This window comes from Tomitella gaofuii, from assembly GCF_014126825.1.
Classification (GTDB): Bacteria; Actinomycetota; Actinomycetes; order Mycobacteriales; family Mycobacteriaceae; genus Tomitella; species Tomitella gaofuii.
In genome coordinates this window covers 3835584-3851885 of sequence record NZ_CP059900.1, presented here as the reverse complement: position 1 = coordinate 3851885, position 16302 = coordinate 3835584, and the positions used below count along the sequence as shown (strand labels likewise).

At 71.0% G+C, this 16302-nt stretch carries 15 protein-coding genes and 1 pseudogene; 5 read left to right on the top strand and 11 right to left on the bottom strand.

The features are described 5' to 3' along the window. Positions 1-26: 26 nt before the first annotated feature. From H4F70_RS17870 to H4F70_RS17825, 10 genes are all read right to left on the bottom strand, one after another. On the bottom strand, positions 27-2039 hold the full coding sequence (locus H4F70_RS17870; protein ID WP_182358190.1) for a YhgE/Pip domain-containing protein: 2013 nt from the start codon (positions 2037-2039) through the stop codon (positions 27-29). 3 nt (positions 2040-2042) lie between these two features. Then, positions 2043-2837, bottom strand: a complete 795-nt coding sequence (locus H4F70_RS17865) for an ATP-binding cassette domain-containing protein (protein ID WP_182358189.1) — start codon at positions 2835-2837, stop codon at positions 2043-2045. Between the two features lie 138 nt (positions 2838-2975). Next, positions 2976-4811, bottom strand: a complete 1836-nt coding sequence (locus H4F70_RS17860) for an acyl-CoA dehydrogenase family protein (protein WP_182346458.1) — start codon at positions 4809-4811, stop codon at positions 2976-2978. Positions 4812-5297: 486 nt separating this feature from the next. Continuing rightward, positions 5298-5552 carry a hypothetical protein gene (locus tag H4F70_RS17855; RefSeq protein WP_182358188.1) on the bottom strand — a complete coding sequence of 85 codons (255 nt, stop codon included), beginning with the start codon at positions 5550-5552 and terminating at the stop codon, positions 5298-5300. Positions 5553-5768: 216 nt separating this feature from the next. Further along, positions 5769-6389, bottom strand: a complete 621-nt coding sequence (locus H4F70_RS17850) for a TetR/AcrR family transcriptional regulator (protein WP_182358187.1) — start codon at positions 6387-6389, stop codon at positions 5769-5771. A 95-nt stretch (positions 6390-6484) separates the two neighbouring features. Further along, on the bottom strand, positions 6485-7738 hold the full coding sequence (locus tag H4F70_RS17845) for an NAD(P)/FAD-dependent oxidoreductase (protein ID WP_182358186.1): 1254 nt from the start codon (positions 7736-7738) through the stop codon (positions 6485-6487). After that, positions 7735-7926, bottom strand: coding sequence for a rubredoxin (locus H4F70_RS17840; protein ID WP_182346461.1), 192 nt, complete (start codon positions 7924-7926; stop codon positions 7735-7737). The genes H4F70_RS17845 and H4F70_RS17840 overlap by 4 nt, the downstream gene beginning before the upstream one ends. Before the next feature lie 48 nt (positions 7927-7974). After that, positions 7975-8136, bottom strand: coding sequence for a rubredoxin (locus H4F70_RS17835; RefSeq protein WP_182358185.1), 162 nt, complete (start codon positions 8134-8136; stop codon positions 7975-7977). Then, on the bottom strand, positions 8133-9347 hold the full coding sequence (locus H4F70_RS17830; protein WP_182358184.1) for an alkane 1-monooxygenase: 1215 nt from the start codon (positions 9345-9347) through the stop codon (positions 8133-8135). Before H4F70_RS17830 ends, H4F70_RS17835 begins: the two co-directional genes overlap by 4 nt. Positions 9348-9608: 261 nt before the next feature. Further along, a complete protein-coding gene (locus H4F70_RS17825) occupies positions 9609-10205 on the bottom strand; it encodes a class I SAM-dependent methyltransferase (protein ID WP_182358183.1) in 597 nt (198 codons plus the stop codon). A gap of 134 nt (positions 10206-10339) precedes the next feature. Between H4F70_RS17825 and H4F70_RS17820 the strand changes: the two genes are divergently transcribed. The 5 genes from H4F70_RS17820 (at position 10340) to H4F70_RS17800 (ending at position 15131) form a co-directional block, all read left to right on the top strand. Continuing rightward, positions 10340-11368: a glutathione S-transferase family protein gene (locus H4F70_RS17820; RefSeq protein WP_182358182.1), complete on the top strand. Its 1029-nt coding sequence runs from the start codon at positions 10340-10342 to the stop codon at positions 11366-11368. Between the two features lie 69 nt (positions 11369-11437). Then, positions 11438-12796, top strand: coding sequence for an MFS transporter (locus H4F70_RS17815; protein ID WP_182358181.1), 1359 nt, complete (start codon positions 11438-11440; stop codon positions 12794-12796). Positions 12797-13003: 207 nt separating this feature from the next. Then, positions 13004-13255 (top strand): type II toxin-antitoxin system Phd/YefM family antitoxin, encoded by a 252-nt coding sequence (locus tag H4F70_RS17810; RefSeq protein WP_182358180.1) that lies wholly within the window; start codon positions 13004-13006, stop codon positions 13253-13255. Then, positions 13252-13512 carry a Txe/YoeB family addiction module toxin gene (locus H4F70_RS17805; RefSeq protein WP_182358179.1) on the top strand — a complete coding sequence of 87 codons (261 nt, stop codon included), beginning with the start codon at positions 13252-13254 and terminating at the stop codon, positions 13510-13512. Before H4F70_RS17810 ends, H4F70_RS17805 begins: the two co-directional genes overlap by 4 nt. Positions 13513-13553: 41 nt before the next feature. Then, positions 13554-15131 carry a hypothetical protein gene (locus H4F70_RS17800; RefSeq protein ID WP_182358178.1) on the top strand — a complete coding sequence of 526 codons (1578 nt, stop codon included), beginning with the start codon at positions 13554-13556 and terminating at the stop codon, positions 15129-15131. Between the two features lie 37 nt (positions 15132-15168). Here H4F70_RS17800 and H4F70_RS17795 read toward each other — a convergent pair. Then, a pseudogene (locus H4F70_RS17795) lies at positions 15169-16225 on the bottom strand (phosphotransferase family protein). Between the last annotated feature and the right edge of the window lie 77 nt (positions 16226-16302).

Below are 16302 nucleotides of genomic sequence, written 5' to 3'. Positions count from 1 at the left end.
CGCCGACCCTACCCGCGGCGGGCCCCTCACACCTCGATCGGCGGGTGCAGGCGCTCGACGGTCCAGCGCCGGTCGCGCCGCGCCGCCAGGGCGCTCAGGGCCAGCGAGCCGACGAACACCCCGGCGAGGACCGCCAGCGAGATCCACAGCCGGCTGTCGACGTGGCCCAGAGTCACCTGGCGCAGGCCGTCGACGGTGTAGGTCATCGGATCGAAGGGATGCAGCCATTGGAACGGCCTCGAGGTGGTCTCCACCGGGTAGACCCCGCCCGAGGACACGAGCTGGAGCATGAGGAACGCGAGCGTGACCACCCTGCCCACCGAGGTGCCCAGCACCACGTTGAACATCTGGATCAGGGCCAGGAACGTCGCCCCGATCAGCAACAGCATCCCGAAGGTCGCCGCGGGGTAGGCGGGGTTCAGGTCCAGGGCGAAGCGCACCACCAGGTACATCACCACCGCCTGCGCGACGACGATCCACAGCGCCGGCCAGAACGATGCGAACACCACCCGCAGCGCGCCGAGCCTGCCCGCGAGTGGGCGCTGCTGGATGGGCCGCAGCAGCATCCAGACGATGATGCCGCCCACATACAGCGCCAACGACAGGAAGAACGGCGCGAACCCGATGCCGAACGTGGGCGCATGGGTGACGCTGTCCTCGTCCACGCCGACGGGAGCCCCGATGGTGGACGAGACGTCCTTGCGCTGCTGCTCGTTCCAGTCCGGCACCTGCTCGGCGCCCTCGCCCAGCCGCTGCGCGAGTTCGGCCGACCCGCTGCGCAGCTGCTCGGTGCCCTCGGCGAGCGTGGTGGTCCCGTCGGTGAGCCGGTGCCCGCCGGCGGAGAGCTCGCCGAGCCCGCTGTGCAGTGCGGCCGCGCCGCTGTCGAGCTCATGCCCGCCGGCGGAGAGCTGCTGCAGGCCGGAGCGCAGCGCACCGCCGCCGTCGACCAGCGCGGTGATCCCGCTGCGGTACTGCGACGACGGGTCGTTGAGCTCGGTGGACAGCCGTGCCGCGCCGTCCCGAAGCTGATGCAGCCGGTCCAGGGCGGCGGGGGCCAGCCCCTGGGTGGCAAGGGTGTGCTGCAGCCCGTCCAACGCGGCGACGGCCTGCTGCGAGAGCGGGTCGGGGTTGCCGCGCAGCAGGTCGGCCACCTGCGCCACCTGCCGGGCGGCGTCGGACTGGACCTGCCCGACGGGGTCGAGCAGCCCCACCACCTGAGCGACGCCGCCGCTGATCTGCGCGGCGCCGGCCCCCAGCTGGTCGGTGCCCGCGCTGAGGCGCCCCAGCCCGTCGGTGAGCGCCAGCACGCCGCCGGTGGCCGTGTCGATGCCGTCCGAGAGCCGCGACGCGCCGTCGGCGAGTTCGCCGGATCCCGCTTGCGCCGCGTCGATGCCCTCGGACAGCGTGTGCGCGCCCGCGTCGAGCTCGCCTGCGCCGTCGTCGAGGGTCGCGGCGCCGTCGGCGAGCCGCCCCGCGCCGTCGGCGGCCTGCTGCAGGCCGTCGCCGGCCGATTGCAGCCCGATCAGCACCTTGTCCACGGCCTGGCTGCTGATGGTCTGACTCACCGCCAGCTGCAGCTGGTTCATGGCGTTCTGCCCGATCACCGTGCTCAGGTAGTTGTTGGTGTCGTTGTAGAGCACGTCGATCGTCGCCTGCCGCGGGTCGTCGGACATCGGCGATCCCACGGCGGCGCTGAAGTTCTCCGGCAGCGTCACGGAGAAGTAGTAGTCGCCGTCCTCCACGCCCTGCCGGGCCTCCTGCGGCGAGACCAGGTGCCAGTCCAGGTCGTTGCGGCTCAGCAGCTCGTCGGCCACCTGCTTGCCCGCGTGGAGCGGCTGCCCTTCGACGACGGCCCCGCGGTCGCTGTCGACCAGGGCCACCGGCAGCCGATCCACCTCGTTGAACGGGTTCCAGAAGGCCCACAGGTACAGCGCGCCGTAGAGCAGCGGCATGAAGACGATGGCCAGCAGCGCGATCTTGGGCATGCGGCCCTTGCCGAATCGCTTGAGCTCGGAGCCGATCGAGAATCCGGCGAGCATGGGTCAGGCGCCTTTCAGGGGGTCGGGGGAGTCCGGCTCCGTCGACTGCAGCGGGTAGAGGCTGTGCGGCGGCGCGGTATCGGGAAGGGGGTTGATGGCCGAGGCGACCACGGTGGCGCGGCGGCCGAGATCGGCGAGCCGGCGGACGAGAAGCTCCTGCTCGTCCCGGGCCCGCACCTGTTCGATGTCGTCGACGAACAGCACCTGCGGCGCGGAGTGCTCGTCGTGTCCCGCCGGCGCCATGGCCAGCGCGATCCGCAGCAGCATCCGGTCCAGCTCGCCCAGGTCCTCGACGCGGGTGGCGGACGGCGGCAGCGGCAGGTCGCCGAAGACGGGGCGCAGCGTGCCCGCGTAAGCCTCGTCGTCCATCCGGGGCGTGCGCCGGTACCACGGGGTGTTCCAGGCGAGCTGTTCGTGCACGACGGTGCGCACCCGCACGGAACCGTCGAGCTCGTCGATCCCCCGGAAGCCAGCGATGGCGCAGAGTCCGCGGACGGCGGCCGGCCGGGTGCGGCCGAGCACGTCGACCGCGCCGCCGTCCACCGTGAACCGGCCCGCGAGGGCCAGCAGCAGTGTGGTGCGGCCGGACCCGGAGGGGCCCTGGAGGATGTGCAACCCGCCCCGCGTGATGCGCAGGTCCAGCGGACCGAACACCGGCCCGTCGGGGCCGGCCGCGTGCAGCCCCGTCGCGGTGACGGCCGCGGGGGACGGCGGGGCGGGGTCGTCCGTGGTGCCAGGGTCGGCCCCGACCTGCGGGTCATCCGGCGCTGAGGGGGAGTCCGGCTGCTGCTGGGGCACGGCGAAGTCCTTTCGTCGACTGCGTCCGGCGGACCGTGCGACCGGGAAACCGGCCGGCCGGATTCGCATGCCGATGGCAGACCTTACTGCGGCCCGGCGACGATGTCGCCGGGCCGCAGTACGGAGGGGGTCAGCGGGTCAGAACGCCGCCTCGTCGAGCTCCATGATCTCGCCGTCGATGTTCTCGACGATCTTGCGGTTGGCCGTGAGCTCCGGCAGCACGTTGCGGGCGAAGAACTGGGCGACGCCCACCTTGCCCTCGTAGAACGCGCGGTCCTTGTCGGCGGCGTCGCCGTCGAGGGCGGCGAGGGCGATCTCCGCCTGGTGCAGCAGCCGCCAGCCCACGAGCAGGTCGCCGAACGACATGAGGAACCGCACCGACGCCAGGCCCACCTTGTAGAGCTCGGCGGGCTGCTCCTGGGCGCCCATGAGCCAGCCGGTCATGGTGGTGACCATGCCCTGCACGTCCTCCATGGCGGTGGCCAGGTGCACGCGCTCGCCCTTGAGGCGCCCGTCCGCGTCCGGGGAGTCGACGAAGGCCTTGATCTGGCCGGCCACGTGCCCGAGGGCCGTGCCGCGGTCGCGGGCGATCTTGCGGAAGAAGAAGTCCTGCGCCTGGATCGCGGTGGTGCCCTCGTAGAGCGAGTCGATCTTGGCGTCGCGGATGTACTGCTCGATGGGGTAATCCTGCAGGAACCCGGACCCGCCGAGCGTCTGCAGGCTGTCGGTCAGGTACTGGTAGGCACGCTCGGAGCCGACACCCTTGACGATGGGCAGCAGCAGGTCGTTCACGCGGTGCGCGGTCTCGAGGTCGGCGCCGGAGGTGAACTCGGCCATCGCCTGGTCCTGGTGGGCGGCGGTGTACAGGTACACGGCGCGCATGCCCTCGGCGTAGGCCTTCTGCATCATCAGCGCCCGGCGCACGTCCGGGTGATGCGTGATGGTCACGCGCGGCGCGGTCTTGTCGGTCATCTGCGTGAGGTCGGCGCCCTGGACGCGCTCCTTGGCGTACTCGAGCGCGTTGAGGTACCCGGTGGAGAGGGTGCCGATGGCCTTGGTGCCCACCATCATGCGGGCGTGCTCGATCACGTCGAACATCTGCGCGATGCCGTTGTGGACCTCGCCGACGAGCCAGCCCACGGCCGGGACGCCGTTCCCGCCGAAGGTGACCTCGCAGGTGGCGGACGCCTTCAGGCCCATCTTGTGCTCGACGCCGGTGACGAAGACGCCGTTGCGCTCGCCCATCTCATTGCTGTCGAAGTCGAAGTGGAACTTGGGCACGAAGAACAGGCTCAGGCCCTTGGTCCCGGGCCCGGCGCCCTCGGGGCGGGCGAGAACCAGGTGGAAGATGTTCTCGAACAGGTCGTCGGAGTCGGCGGAGGTGATGAACCGCTTGACGCCCTCGATGTGCCAGGTGCCGTCGTCCTGCTGGACGGCCTTGGTGCGGCCGGCGCCCACGTCGGAGCCGGCGTCCGGCTCGGTGAGCACCATGGTGGCGCCCCAGCCGCGCTCGACGCAGGTCTCCGCCCACTTCTTCTGCTCGTCGGTGCCGTTCTGGAACAGCACGCCGGCGAACGACGGGCCCGCGGCGTACATGAAGGCGGCGGGCTGTGCGCCGAGCATCATCTCGTTGAGGCTCCACCCGAGCACGCGCGGGGCGGGGACGCCGCCGATCTCCTCCGGCAGGCCCATGCGGTAGTACTCCGCGTCCCACATGGTGCGGAAGGACTTCTTGAAGCCCTCGGGCAGCGTGACCTCGTGGGTTTCGGGGTCGAAGGTGGGCGGGTTGCGGTCGGCGTCCGCGTACGCCTCGCCCAGCGGCCCCTCGGCCAGCTTGGCGACCTCGGAGATCATCGTGCGCGCGGTGTCCTCGTCGAAATCGCCCCAGGCGCCCTGGGACATCGGCTCTTGGACTTTGAGGTCCTCGAAGAGGTTGAACTCGATATCGCGGGTGTTGCTCTTGAAATGGCCCATGTCTTCGCTTCCTCGTGACAAGCCTTGACTCGGCTGGCAGGCGTCCCGGCCGTCGGGTGGTGGTCCATCCGATGGTGCCCGGTGGCGAGGCGTCCTGCGTGGTGTTCGTCGTTGTCGAGTTGTGGACTTCTGCTGTGCAGGCCGCGGCCTGCGGTCCGCGGGTGTCGGTGCTACGCGTCGACGTCGAGCCGGAGGTTCGGCGCCGTAGACGGCACTGCCCGGCGTGCGCGGCGCAGTGCCGCGTGCGCGCAGAGCCACTCTACCGACGAGTAACTTACTGATCAGGTTACGCCCTTTTGCCCGGTGCGCAAACATGAGGGATTGCTCGGATTGAAGATCTGGTGTATAAGGTCCGGAATCTCTACGAAACTGCAGGTGGGTCAGGGTGTCGCAGCGTTGCTAGGGCACCGGCCGGGCGGTTCGGTGACGGAAGGAACACCGCTGGGTGCCCGCGGTGGGACCGATTCCGGGGCCGGTGGGGTGCCGCTACGCGGCCGGGTCCTCGGCGGGCCGCCGGCACTGCGGCCGAGGTGCCGGGAGCGCAGCGCGGGGCGGCGGCATCGCACCACGCTGCGGACCGTGCGCGCGCCCCTCGGCGGGGGCGGCCTGCGGCGCAGGACGGGTGCGTTTTCGTCGTCGCGCGCCGGCGACCGCGTCGGAGATCGCGCCGCACACATGCACGGCGACGGGCACGAGCGCGGGGCTGAGCATGAACACGTACAGGCCGATCAACTGGGACATGGGGACACCTCTCCCTCGGGGTGCTGGGGAACAGTGGGATGAATGCGCCCGGCCGCGACCGGCGTCCCGGGCATGAAGAACCGGCCCGCCGATCGGACGGGAGCGTGATGAGTGCGGAGCCGACCGGTCCGACAGCGCAGCGCGGTGAAGGTGGAGAGTGGTCAGGGGCGAGTGCGGGGGGCGCGTGCGCGGGAAGGCGGGGGCGCGGGCCGGGGCCTACCGCGCAGCGTCGTCGGCGAGGGCCTGCACGGCCGGGGCGAGCAGCAGGCTCATGTCGGCGGCCGGGTCCTCCTCGGTGCCGGGGGCGATCGTGACGTAGCTCAGCGCATGGCGCACCAGGTGCCGGCCCAGCCGGTGGGCGTCGTCGGGCGACAACCGCGCCCACGAGTCGGCGAAGATCCGGGCCAGCCGCTCGCTCGCCGAGGCCAGCAGCGTGCCCGCCTCGCTGGTCATCAGCCGCAGGACGTCGTCGGACGCCGTGCCCTCGATGGCAGAGCGCACCATCGGGTCCGCCGCCGCCATCGTCAAGAACGAGCGGAACGCCGTCTCGAGCGCCGCCCGTGCGTCGCCGGGATGCTCTGCGATGTCGGTCTCCACCTGGTCCAGGTAGCCGTCGACGAGCCTGAGGATGTACTGCTGCGCCACGTCGTGCCGCGATCCGAACTCGTTGTAGAGGGTTTGGCGGCTCACGCCGGCGGTGCGGGCGATGTCGGTCATGGTGATCGCCGACCAGGCCTTGTCCGCCTGGAGCTCGAGGACCGAGTCGAAGACGGACTGCCGCAGGAGGCGACGGGTCGCCTGGTGGTAGGGGATGCGTGCGCTCCGGCCGGCTGCCATGTCTGCATTGTCGCCGAGCCCGTCCGCGTCCTGCCCGGGCGGGTGCCGCGGGGCGTGACCGGCGGGACGCGGCGCAGCGCGGCGGCGGGCGGGACTCATCGGGCGGCCGCCGGCGCGCCGGCCCGGGTGAGGTGCTCGCCGATGCGCGCCCGCGCCGCCCGCAGCTCCGTGGGCCGGCCGGCCGCCACGGCCGCCACCTCCCGACCGTCCGCGAACCCGGTGGACAGGAAGTCACGCGCGCCGAGGTCCCCCTGCACGCGCCACTCCTGGGCGGCGTGCGGTGTTCCCGCGATCTGCAGGTTCACGCCGTACTGGTGGGTCCAGCACCAGGGCACCTCGCGGTAGGGCCGTCCGGCGCCGAGGATCGCCCGTGCGGCGGCGGCGCCGTGCGCCTGCCCGTGGTTCCAGTGCTCGATCCGGCGGGTGCCGCCAGTGAGCGGGTCGGGGAAGCGGGCCGCGTCGCCGGCCGCGTGGACGCCCGGCGCGGAGGTGGCGCAGTACTCGTCGACGAGGATCCCGTCGGCGACGGCGAGCCCGGCGGACTGCGCAAGCTCCGTCGCCGGGCTCATGCCGACCGCGCCGACGACGATGCCCGCGGTCCACCGCCGGCCGTCCGCGGCGTGGACGACGGACACGCCCCGTCCCGGAGTGTCGGAGTCGGGATCCCCGACGACGCCGACGACCTGCACGCCGGTCTCGATCGTCACGCCGTGCCCGGTGTGCAGGTCCGCGAGCATCGTCGACACCGCGTCCGGGACGGTGCCCGCCAGCGGCCGCGGTCCGGCCTCGAGGAGGGTCACCGCGACTCCCGCCGCCGCGGCCACGGCGGCGACCTCGCACCCGATCAGGCCTGCGCCGACGATCACGAGACGCCCGCGAGGACCCGGCGCGCCGGCGGCCTCGCCGATGCGGCTGCGCAGTGCCAGCGCGTCCTCGGCGTCCCGCACGTGCAGCACGCCCGGCCAGGCGGGCCCGCCGGGCGGGCCGAGCCGCCGTGCACGGCCGCCGGTGGCCAGCAGGAGCGCGTCGTAGCCGAGCGTCGCCCGGGCGCCGGTGCCGACGTCCTCCGTGGTGATGCTGCGGCCGACGGGGTCGAGGTGTGCGGCGCGTGTGCCTGTGCGGATCTCCACCGGCATCGTCTGCCAGGCGTCGGCGGAGCGGAGCGCGATGCGGTCGGCGTCCACGCGGCCGGAGAGCAGGTCCTTCGTCAGCATCGTGCGCCGGTAGGGCGGCCGTCGGTCCGCGCCGATCATGACGACCTCGCCGTCGAACCCGTCCTTGCGCAGTGTCTGTGCGGCGGCCGCCCCGGCGATCCCGGTGCCGACGATGACCACCCGGCCCGGCCTCACCGCTCGACCTCCACCATCTCGAAATCGGCCTTCGCGGCGCCGCAGTCGGGGCAGGACCAGTCGTCGGGGATGTCGTCCCAGCGCGTGCCGGGCTCGATGCCGTCCTCCGGCCAGCCTTCGGCTTCGTCGTACTCGAATCCGCACTGCAGGCAGCGGTACAGCTTGTAGGTGGTCGCGGTGGCGTTCATGGCATGCTCCTTCGAAGTCGGGGATGCGGGGATGCGGGATCGCCGGGCTCAGGCCGGGAGGAAGTCGACCTTCTCGCGGACGCCGCAATCGGGGCAGGGCCAGTCTTCGGGGACCTCGGCCCAGGCGGTGCCGGCGGGGAAGCCCTCGCGGGGGTCGCCGGCCGCCTCGTCGAACCGGTAGTCGCAGCCGGGGCAGCTGTAGACGCTCATGCCGCACGCTCCCCGTAGGCCTCCGCGGCGGGCGCATCATCGGTGATGCCGTACGCGGCGAGCACCCTGGCGCGCTTGCCCGGCTGGATGTTGGCCAGGCGCATGTCACCGTCGTAGTGCCGGGCCACCTTGGGGTCCATGAGCCGGTACCACAGCGGCGGGACCACCGCGAGCAGGATCATCGTCGAATAGCCGGCGGGCAGCTGCGGGGCCTCGTCCATGGTGCGCAGGGTCTGGTACCGGCGGGTGGGGTTGGCGTGGTGGTCGCTGTGGCGCTGCAGGTGGTAGAGGAACACGTTGGTGCAGATGTGGTTGCTGTTCCAGCTGTGCGACGGCCTGCACCGCTCGTACCGCCCGCGTGGGGTGCGCTGGCGCAGCAGTCCATAGTGCTCCAGATAGTTGACAGCTTCCAGCAGCGAGAACCCGAACACCGCCTGGATCAGCAGGTAGGGCCAGATGGACAGCCCGAAGATCGCCAGCGACGCGCCGAACAGCGCCACCGTCATCAGCCACGCGGTGAGCACGTCGTTCTTGGGGCCCCACACCGGGGAGCCGACGCGCTGCAGGCGCTTGCTCTCGATCTGCCACGCCGACCGGACGCCGCCGGCCACCGAGCGCGGCCAGAACCGGTAGAAACTCTCCCCGATGCGGGAGCTGGCCGGGTCCTCCGGGGTGGCGACGCGGACGTGGTGGCCGCGGTTGTGCTCGATGTAGAAGTGCCCGTACGCGGACTGGGCCAGCACCAGGCGCGAGAGCCGGCGCTCCAGGTTCTCCTTCTTATGGCCCAGCTCGTGGGCGGTGTTGATGCCGATCCCGGCGGTGACGCCCACGGTGATGGCGAGGCCGATGTTCGACAGCACGCTCAGATCCCAGGCCGACCAGATGTAGCAGGCCAGGAAGAACGAGCTGTACTGCAGCGGGATGTACGCGTAGGTGGTGTAGCGGTAGAACCGGTCGTTCTCCAGCGCGTCGATCACCTCGTCGGGCGGGTTCTTCCCGTCCTCGCCGGCCAGCACGTCGAGCAGCGGCAGCAGCCCGAACGCGATCATCGGCCCGGCCCACCAGAAGGCGTTCCAGCCGGTGGCGGCGACGAGCCCGACGGCGATGAACGTGGCCGACGACGGGATCAGCGCCAGGATCCACAGCAGCCGCTTGCGGTCGCGCCACGTGGCGACGGTGCCGTCCTCACGCGTGTAGGTGAGTGTCTTCATCGTGATCACCCTTCATCGGTGTGGGTCGTCAACGCTGCGGGGCCGGTTGACGTTGATGTGGTCGTGGTCACCAAGTTAGACAGATGATGGGTGTATGTCAATGAGCGAGACTGTATGAAGTGGTCTGTACACAGAATGAGCCTGTGCGGGGTGCGGACGCGCGAACGGGCCCCGGCCATCCGGCCGGGGCCCGCTCGGGGGTGCGGTGCGGGTGATCTGTCAGGCGGGCCTTCCTTCTCGCGGGCCTTCCTTCTTGCGGGTCTACCGCTTGCGCGCGAACACGAGCGCGTCGATGGCGGTGCCGTCGGCGGTCTCGCGGCCCAGATCCCGGGCGAGATCCACCGTCATCGACGGATCAAGCTCCGCCTCGATATCCTTCGGGGAGAACAGGATCGACGGATCCTGCGGGCCGCCCACCCCTTCGGCGATGTTGCGGCTGTGGTGGCCGAGCATGAGCAGCGCGCCGCCCGGCGCCAGCGCGTCCTGGGCCCGCCGCAGAAGCCCCCGGCGCTGCTCCGGCGGCAAGTGGATGTAGACGATCAGCGCCAGGTCCAGCCCGGAGCCGAAATCTGCGGTGGCCAGGTCCGCGCACGTCCACGTCAGCCGTTCGATCACGGACTGTGGCGAAGGCCGCGCCAGCTCCGCGGCCTTGTCCAGCGCCACCTGCGAGAAGTCGATGCCCTCCACGAGCCAGCCGCGCGTCGCCAGGAACACCGCATTGCGGCCCTCCCCGCAGCCGATGTCCACCGCACGCCCCGCCGGCAGGGACGTGGTCAGCTCCACGACCACCTCGTTCGCCGCAGCTCCCCAGACATATCCGGCGTCGGTGTACCGCTCATCCCACTCTCGCGCGTCCATGCAGCCGAATCTACTGCTGTCTGCGCCGCGGTGGGCTGGTGAGGCGGCGGACACTCCGGCGCGATTCGCATAGCCTGGGGGACAGGGCCGGGGCGCGGTTCCCGCGCGGGCGGCATACGAGGAAGGGAGTGCCGATGGCGCAGGAGCAGGGCGGCGAACAGGGCTCGTACGTGGAGCCCGGCGCGGCGTTCAACCGCGACGAGAACTACATTTCCGACCGCATCACCGCGGACGGCGCTTCCGGGTGGCCCGTCGAGGCCGGCCGGTACCGCCTCGTCGCCGCGCGCGCCTGCCCGTGGGCCAACCGGACTTTGATCGTCCGCCGGCTGCTGGGGCTCGAGGACGCGCTGTCGCTCGGGCTCTGCGGCCCCACCCACGACCAGCGCAGCTGGACCTTCGACCTGGATCCGGGCGGCGTCGACCCGGTGCTGAAGATCCCGCGGCTGCAGGACGCGTACTTCGCCCGCTACCCGGACTATCCGCGCGGCATCACGGTGCCGGCGATCGTCGAGGAGTCCAGCGGCAAGGTGGTCACCAACGACTTCAAGCAGATGACGCTGGACTTCTCCACCGAGTGGACGGCGCTGCACCGCGACGGCGCGCCGGAGCTGTACCCCGAGAGCATGCGCGACGAGATGGACGAGCTCATGCAGGTCATCCACGTGGACGTCAACAACGGGGTGTACAAGGCCGGCTTCGCGGGATCCCAGGAGGCGTACGACGAGGCGTTCCAGGCGTTGTTCGCGCGGCTCGACGCGCTGTCCGAGCGGCTGTCGACGCGCCGGTTCCTGATGGGCGACACCATCACCGAGGCGGACGTGCGCCTGTTCACCACGCTCGCCCGGTTCGACGCCGTCTACCACGGGCACTTCAAGTGCAACCGCACGAAGCTCACCGAGATGCCGGTGCTGTGGGCGTATGCGCGCGACCTTTTCCAGACGCCCGGCTTCGGCGACACCACCGACTTCCGGCAGATCAAGCAGCACTACTACATCGTCCACCGCGACGTGAACCCCACCGGGATCGTGCCGCTGGGGCCCGACACCACCGTCTGGCTCACCCCGCACGGCCGCGAGGAGCTGGGCGGCCGGCCGTTCGGCGACGGCACCCCGCCGCCGCCGGTGCGCGACACCGAGGCGGTGGACCCGGCCGGTCGCGCGTAGCGGACCCGGCGCGAGGGGGGTCCGGGGAACAGTCGACGGCGGCACGCCGCCGCGCCTTAGGCTGCACCCATGACGGGGACCTCGCGCGAGGCGGCACCGACGGGGAGGCGCGCCGTACTGGCGTGGTCGTCGTGGGACGCGGGCGCGGCGGCCTTCAACGCGGTGGTGTTCACCTTCGTGTTCTCGGTGTACCTCACCGACCAGGTGGGGGAAGGCTCGCCGGGCGGCATCTCGTCGAGTACCTGGCTGGGGTGGGGGCTGGGCGTCGCCGGGTTCGTCCTGGCGGTGACGGCGCCGATCATGGGCGGGCGCGCCGACGCCCGCGGGCGGCGCAAACGTTCGCTCGCCGTTCTCACTGCGTGCACGATCGCGCTGATGGTGGCGATGTTCTTCGTCCGCGATTCCGAGCCGTACTTCTTCCTGGGGCTGGTGCTGCTCGCGTCGGCGTCGGTGCTGTCGGAGCTGGCCAACGTGCCCTACTACGCGATGCTGCGGCAGGTCTCCACACTCGAGACGCAGGGGCGGGTATCCGGGATCGGCTGGTCGGCGGGCTACGTGGGCGGCGTCGTGCTGTTGCTGCTCGTGTATGCCGGATTCATCGCGGGCGACGGGGACACCCGCGGGCTGCTGAGCCTGCCGAGCGCCGACGGCATGAACATCCGCCTCGTGGTGCTGTTCGCCGCGGTGTGGTTCGTCGCCTTCGCGGTGCCGCTGTTCGTCGTGGTCCCGGAGGTGCCCGCGACGGAGTCGACGCCTCCTGCACGCGGCCTCCGGGAGCGGCTCACCGACGTGGCCCACGCCTACCGGGCGCTGTTCGCCGACCTGCGCGGGCTGTGGCGCACGGACCGGCGCACCCTCGGGTTCCTCGCCGCGTCGGCGCTGTTCCGCGACGGCCTGGCGGGAGTGTTCACCTTTGGGGCGGTGCTGGGGGTGGGCGTGTACGGGGTGTCGTCGTCGGACGTGCTCATGTTCGGCGTGGCCGCCAACGTCGTCGCCGCAGTGGGCGCGGTGGTGGGTGGGCAGTGCGAGGAACGGGTGGGCGCCAAGCCGGTGATCGTGTTCTCGCTGGTGTCGATGATGGTGGTGGGCGTGGGGCTGCTCGCGTCGTCGGGGCCGGTGGCTTTCTGGGCGTGCGGGCTGGTGCTGTGCCTGTTCATCGGCCCGGCGCAGGCGTCGGCGCGGTCGGCGATGGCGCGCCTGTCGCCGCCCGGCGGGGAGGGGCAGATGTTCGGGCTCTACGCCACCTCGGGCCGCGCCGTGTCGTTCCTGGCGCCGGCGCTGTTCGGGCTGTTCTCGTGGCTGTTCGGCGCCGACCGGGCCGGGATCGTCGGCCTGTTGATCGTGATCGGCGCGGGCCTGGCGGCGCTGCTGCCGCTGAGGCTGCCGGGGGCGGGGGAGCAGCCGGCGGGTGATGCTGGCGGTTCGTAGCTGCGAGCGCCCCGGCGTTGGGTGGACTTTTGGCTGTAAACGCTCGAAATTTCAGCCAAGAGTCCACCCAACGCGGGTACGCGAGGACCTGCCGCGATGCCCGAGGCGGGCGAGGGAAGCACAGGGTGTACCGCGCCGATCTCGCGTACAATATCCTGTACGTGAAGGTGCTCCAGTGCGGAGCGGCGACGGGCGAGGCGGTGGACAGTGCGGACGATCTCTTATTCGGAATCACGGGCGCGGTACGCGGAAACGCTCGATAGCGTCATCGACGATCGCGAGGAGGTCATCGTCACGCGTGCGGGACGCGACCCGGTGGTGATGGTGGCGCTCGACGAGTACGAGTCCCTCAAGGAGACGGCGTACCTGCTCAAGAGTCCCGAGAATGCGCGTCGCCTCCTCGCCTCCATCAAGCGACTCGAATCGGGGGAAGGGGTCGAGCGGGATCTCGCCGAATGAGGCTGGTCTGGGACGAGGCGGCGTGGGACGACTACCTGTGGTGGCAGGCGCAGGACCGCAAGACGCTCAAGCGCATCAACGCGCTGATCCGCGATATCCAGCGCAACGGCAATGAGGGCATCGGGAAGCCCGAGCAGCTCAGACACGGATTCCAGGGCTACTGGTCGCGGCGGATCACCCTGGAGCATCGGTTGGTGTACAAAATCATCGGCGACGAGATCCGGTTCGCCGCATGCCGATACCACTACGGGGAGTGAGGATTCGAGTGAGCGTGAGGCCGAGTCGCACCATGGCCGTCATGGTGGGGCGCACCCTGATCGAGGACGGCGACGTGCTGCCTCCGGCCGTCGGGGATGTGGCGACGCTGCCGTTGAGGTTCATCGAATCCGACGCGACAGTCGATTCCGGCAGCACTATCGAATCCGACACCGGCGATGAGCGCACGGCCAAGATCAATGCGTTGCTCCTGCCGCGGTCGGGCGACCCGGTGTGGCAGTACACCGGGTCGGTGGGAGGGCGTCGGTGGGAGTGGTCCGGAGTCCTGCAAGGCGACGGGTGGACCGCGGTGTGGAGCGGGCGGCGGCCCCGCACAGGGCAGGTGGAGCTCACCGGGCGATTCTCGTCGAATCTGGACGGTGACGTCGGCGGCAGCGTGCGTGGCCGTGTCACCCGCGTGCAGGTCGTCAGCGAGCGGCTATCCCGAGGTCGAGGCGGATCGTGGATAGTGAAGCCAGGCCACAGGCGATACCGTGATGTCGAATCGGCGCCCAGGTTCTTCGAACAGCCCTGGCGCGACGCGGCCATCGACGCCGAGATCGCCGCGGAGAAGGCGGCAGGCCGTCCACCGCCGGTATTCGTCACGGGTGCGCGGTTCATGCCCGATGAGGTCGATGACGACCTGGGAGTGCTGGTCGACCTGGACCTGGACGATGTCCCCCCGATTCCACCGCGGCCGCGCTTCGTTCCTGGTGACGCGTCCGCCGCCGGAGACCGGTGGTGGGTGAGCGATGCGGATCTGCCACTGGTCGCGGCCGTCGACGGGGCAGGGGCGGCAACCGAGTACGTTCTGCCGGGGCCTGCGGTGGGGAGGCGACGGGTTTCCGCGACGCCGACGGGCTGCTGGGTGACCGGGAGTGACGGTGTATACCGGCTCGAGCCGGGCACGAAGGCTCAGAGAATCGACGACAGCGAGGTCATCGCGGCTGCGGCGGACGGCGAGACGCTGCTGACGTGCGGCAAAGAAGGCCGGTGGTCCCTGCGTCGTCCCGATACGGAACCGGTGTCCGTCGACGGCCCGGAAGGACCGGTCATCGACGTGATCGTGGATGACGACGCGTTCGTCGTTCTCTGTGATCCCGATCCCGGAGTGCCGCGCCTCGTCCGGGTCGACTCGGCGGGTGCGGCGACGACGGGCCCGCGACTGCGGGGAGTCGGCGGCGTAGGCCATTCCACACTGATCGGCGATCCGCTCCGCGTGGTCTCCGGAGCCGCCGTGTTCTCGGTGCAACCCGACCTGACGCTCCGTGAGGTCGCTCGGCTGCCGGAGAAGCCGATCGACGTCGGCTGGGCCGCCGGCGACGTCTGGATCACCGCGCACCCTCCGGGCGGAACGGGGCTCAGGGGATGGTGGCCGCTGCCGGGCCCGACGCGGTTCGACCGCAGCGGCAAGCAGTATTGGTTGCTCACGCGGCTCGACGGTCAGTCGCTGGAGCCGGTTCTCAGCGTGCCGATCCACGGCTTACGCGCGCGCGTGGAAGCGGACGACGACGGCAATGTGCGGGTCCTGGCCGGCGGGCTGAAAGCAGTGCCGACGCGCACCCTGGAGTGGCCGAACGGGATCGATGTCTCGGCGATGCTCGACGCAAGCGAGGGATAGTCCCTTCAGTTCACGCCGCCTGCTCGTCGATTTCTTCCTACTCCGCGATCAGCCGACGGCACCGCTGCTCCAGGTAGGCCACGATCTGCCAGAAGTCCCGGAACACCGGGTTGGTCGTCTGCCCGTGGTGGTAGCGGTAGTAGATCTGCTGCGCGATCACGGCCAGCCGGAACAACCCGTACACCTCGTAGAACCGCCAATTGCCGGTGTGCAGCCCGGTGGCGTCGAGGTAGCGCTGCACGATTTGCTCGCGGGTGAGCATCCCGGGCAGGTCGGAGGGCTGGCGCTTGGTCAGGCGCATCATCGGCTCGTCGTCGGACTGCACCCAGTAGGCGAGCGTGGCGCCCAGGTCCATCAGCGGGTCGCCCACCGTGGCCAACTCCCAATCGAGAACGGCCACCGGGCGGAGCGGCGTGGGATCGCCATCCGACTCGGGTCCCAGCAGCAGGTTGTCCAACCGGAAGTCGCCGTGGATGACGGCGTGCCGCACGTCCGGCTGTTGGTGGGCGTCGAGCCAGCCGGTGACCGCGGCGAAGTCGGGGACGTTGTCGGTGCGGGCCTTGGCGAACCGCCGGGTCCAGCCCGACACCTGGCGGGACACGTACCCGGGGCCGCGGCTGAACTCGTCGATACCGGTGGCGACCGGGTCGACGGAGTGCAGCTCCACCAGCAGGTCCACCATCCGGGTGCACAGGGCGCCGGTCTGCGCGGGCGTGAGCGCGACGTCGGCGTCTCCCCGCAGGATCGTGCCGTGCACGCGCTCCATCACGTAGAAGTCGCTGCCCAGCACCGCCGGGTCGGTGCACAGCCCCACCATCTCCGGCACGTGCGGAAACGCGGGCGCGAGCAGCTGCTGGGTCCGGAACTCGCGGTGCATGTCATGGCCCGACGCCGGCTTCGCCCCCGCCGGCGGGCGGCGCAGTACCAGGGTCACGGTCCGGATAGCGCAGCAGGTAGGTGAGGTTGGATGCGCCGCCCGCGAACTGGCGCACCTCGGGAGTGCCGACGATTCCGGCGGTGGCATGCAGCCACCGCGCGACCGCCCCGACGTCGAACGCGTCCTCCGCACGCACGTGCTTCGCGTTCGCGGGCATGTCCGCCGCGGTCTGCTCGTCGGCCACCGGGTTCTCCTCGTCTGCGGGCGCTGCGTCCGTGCTGATGGGGTCCGTGC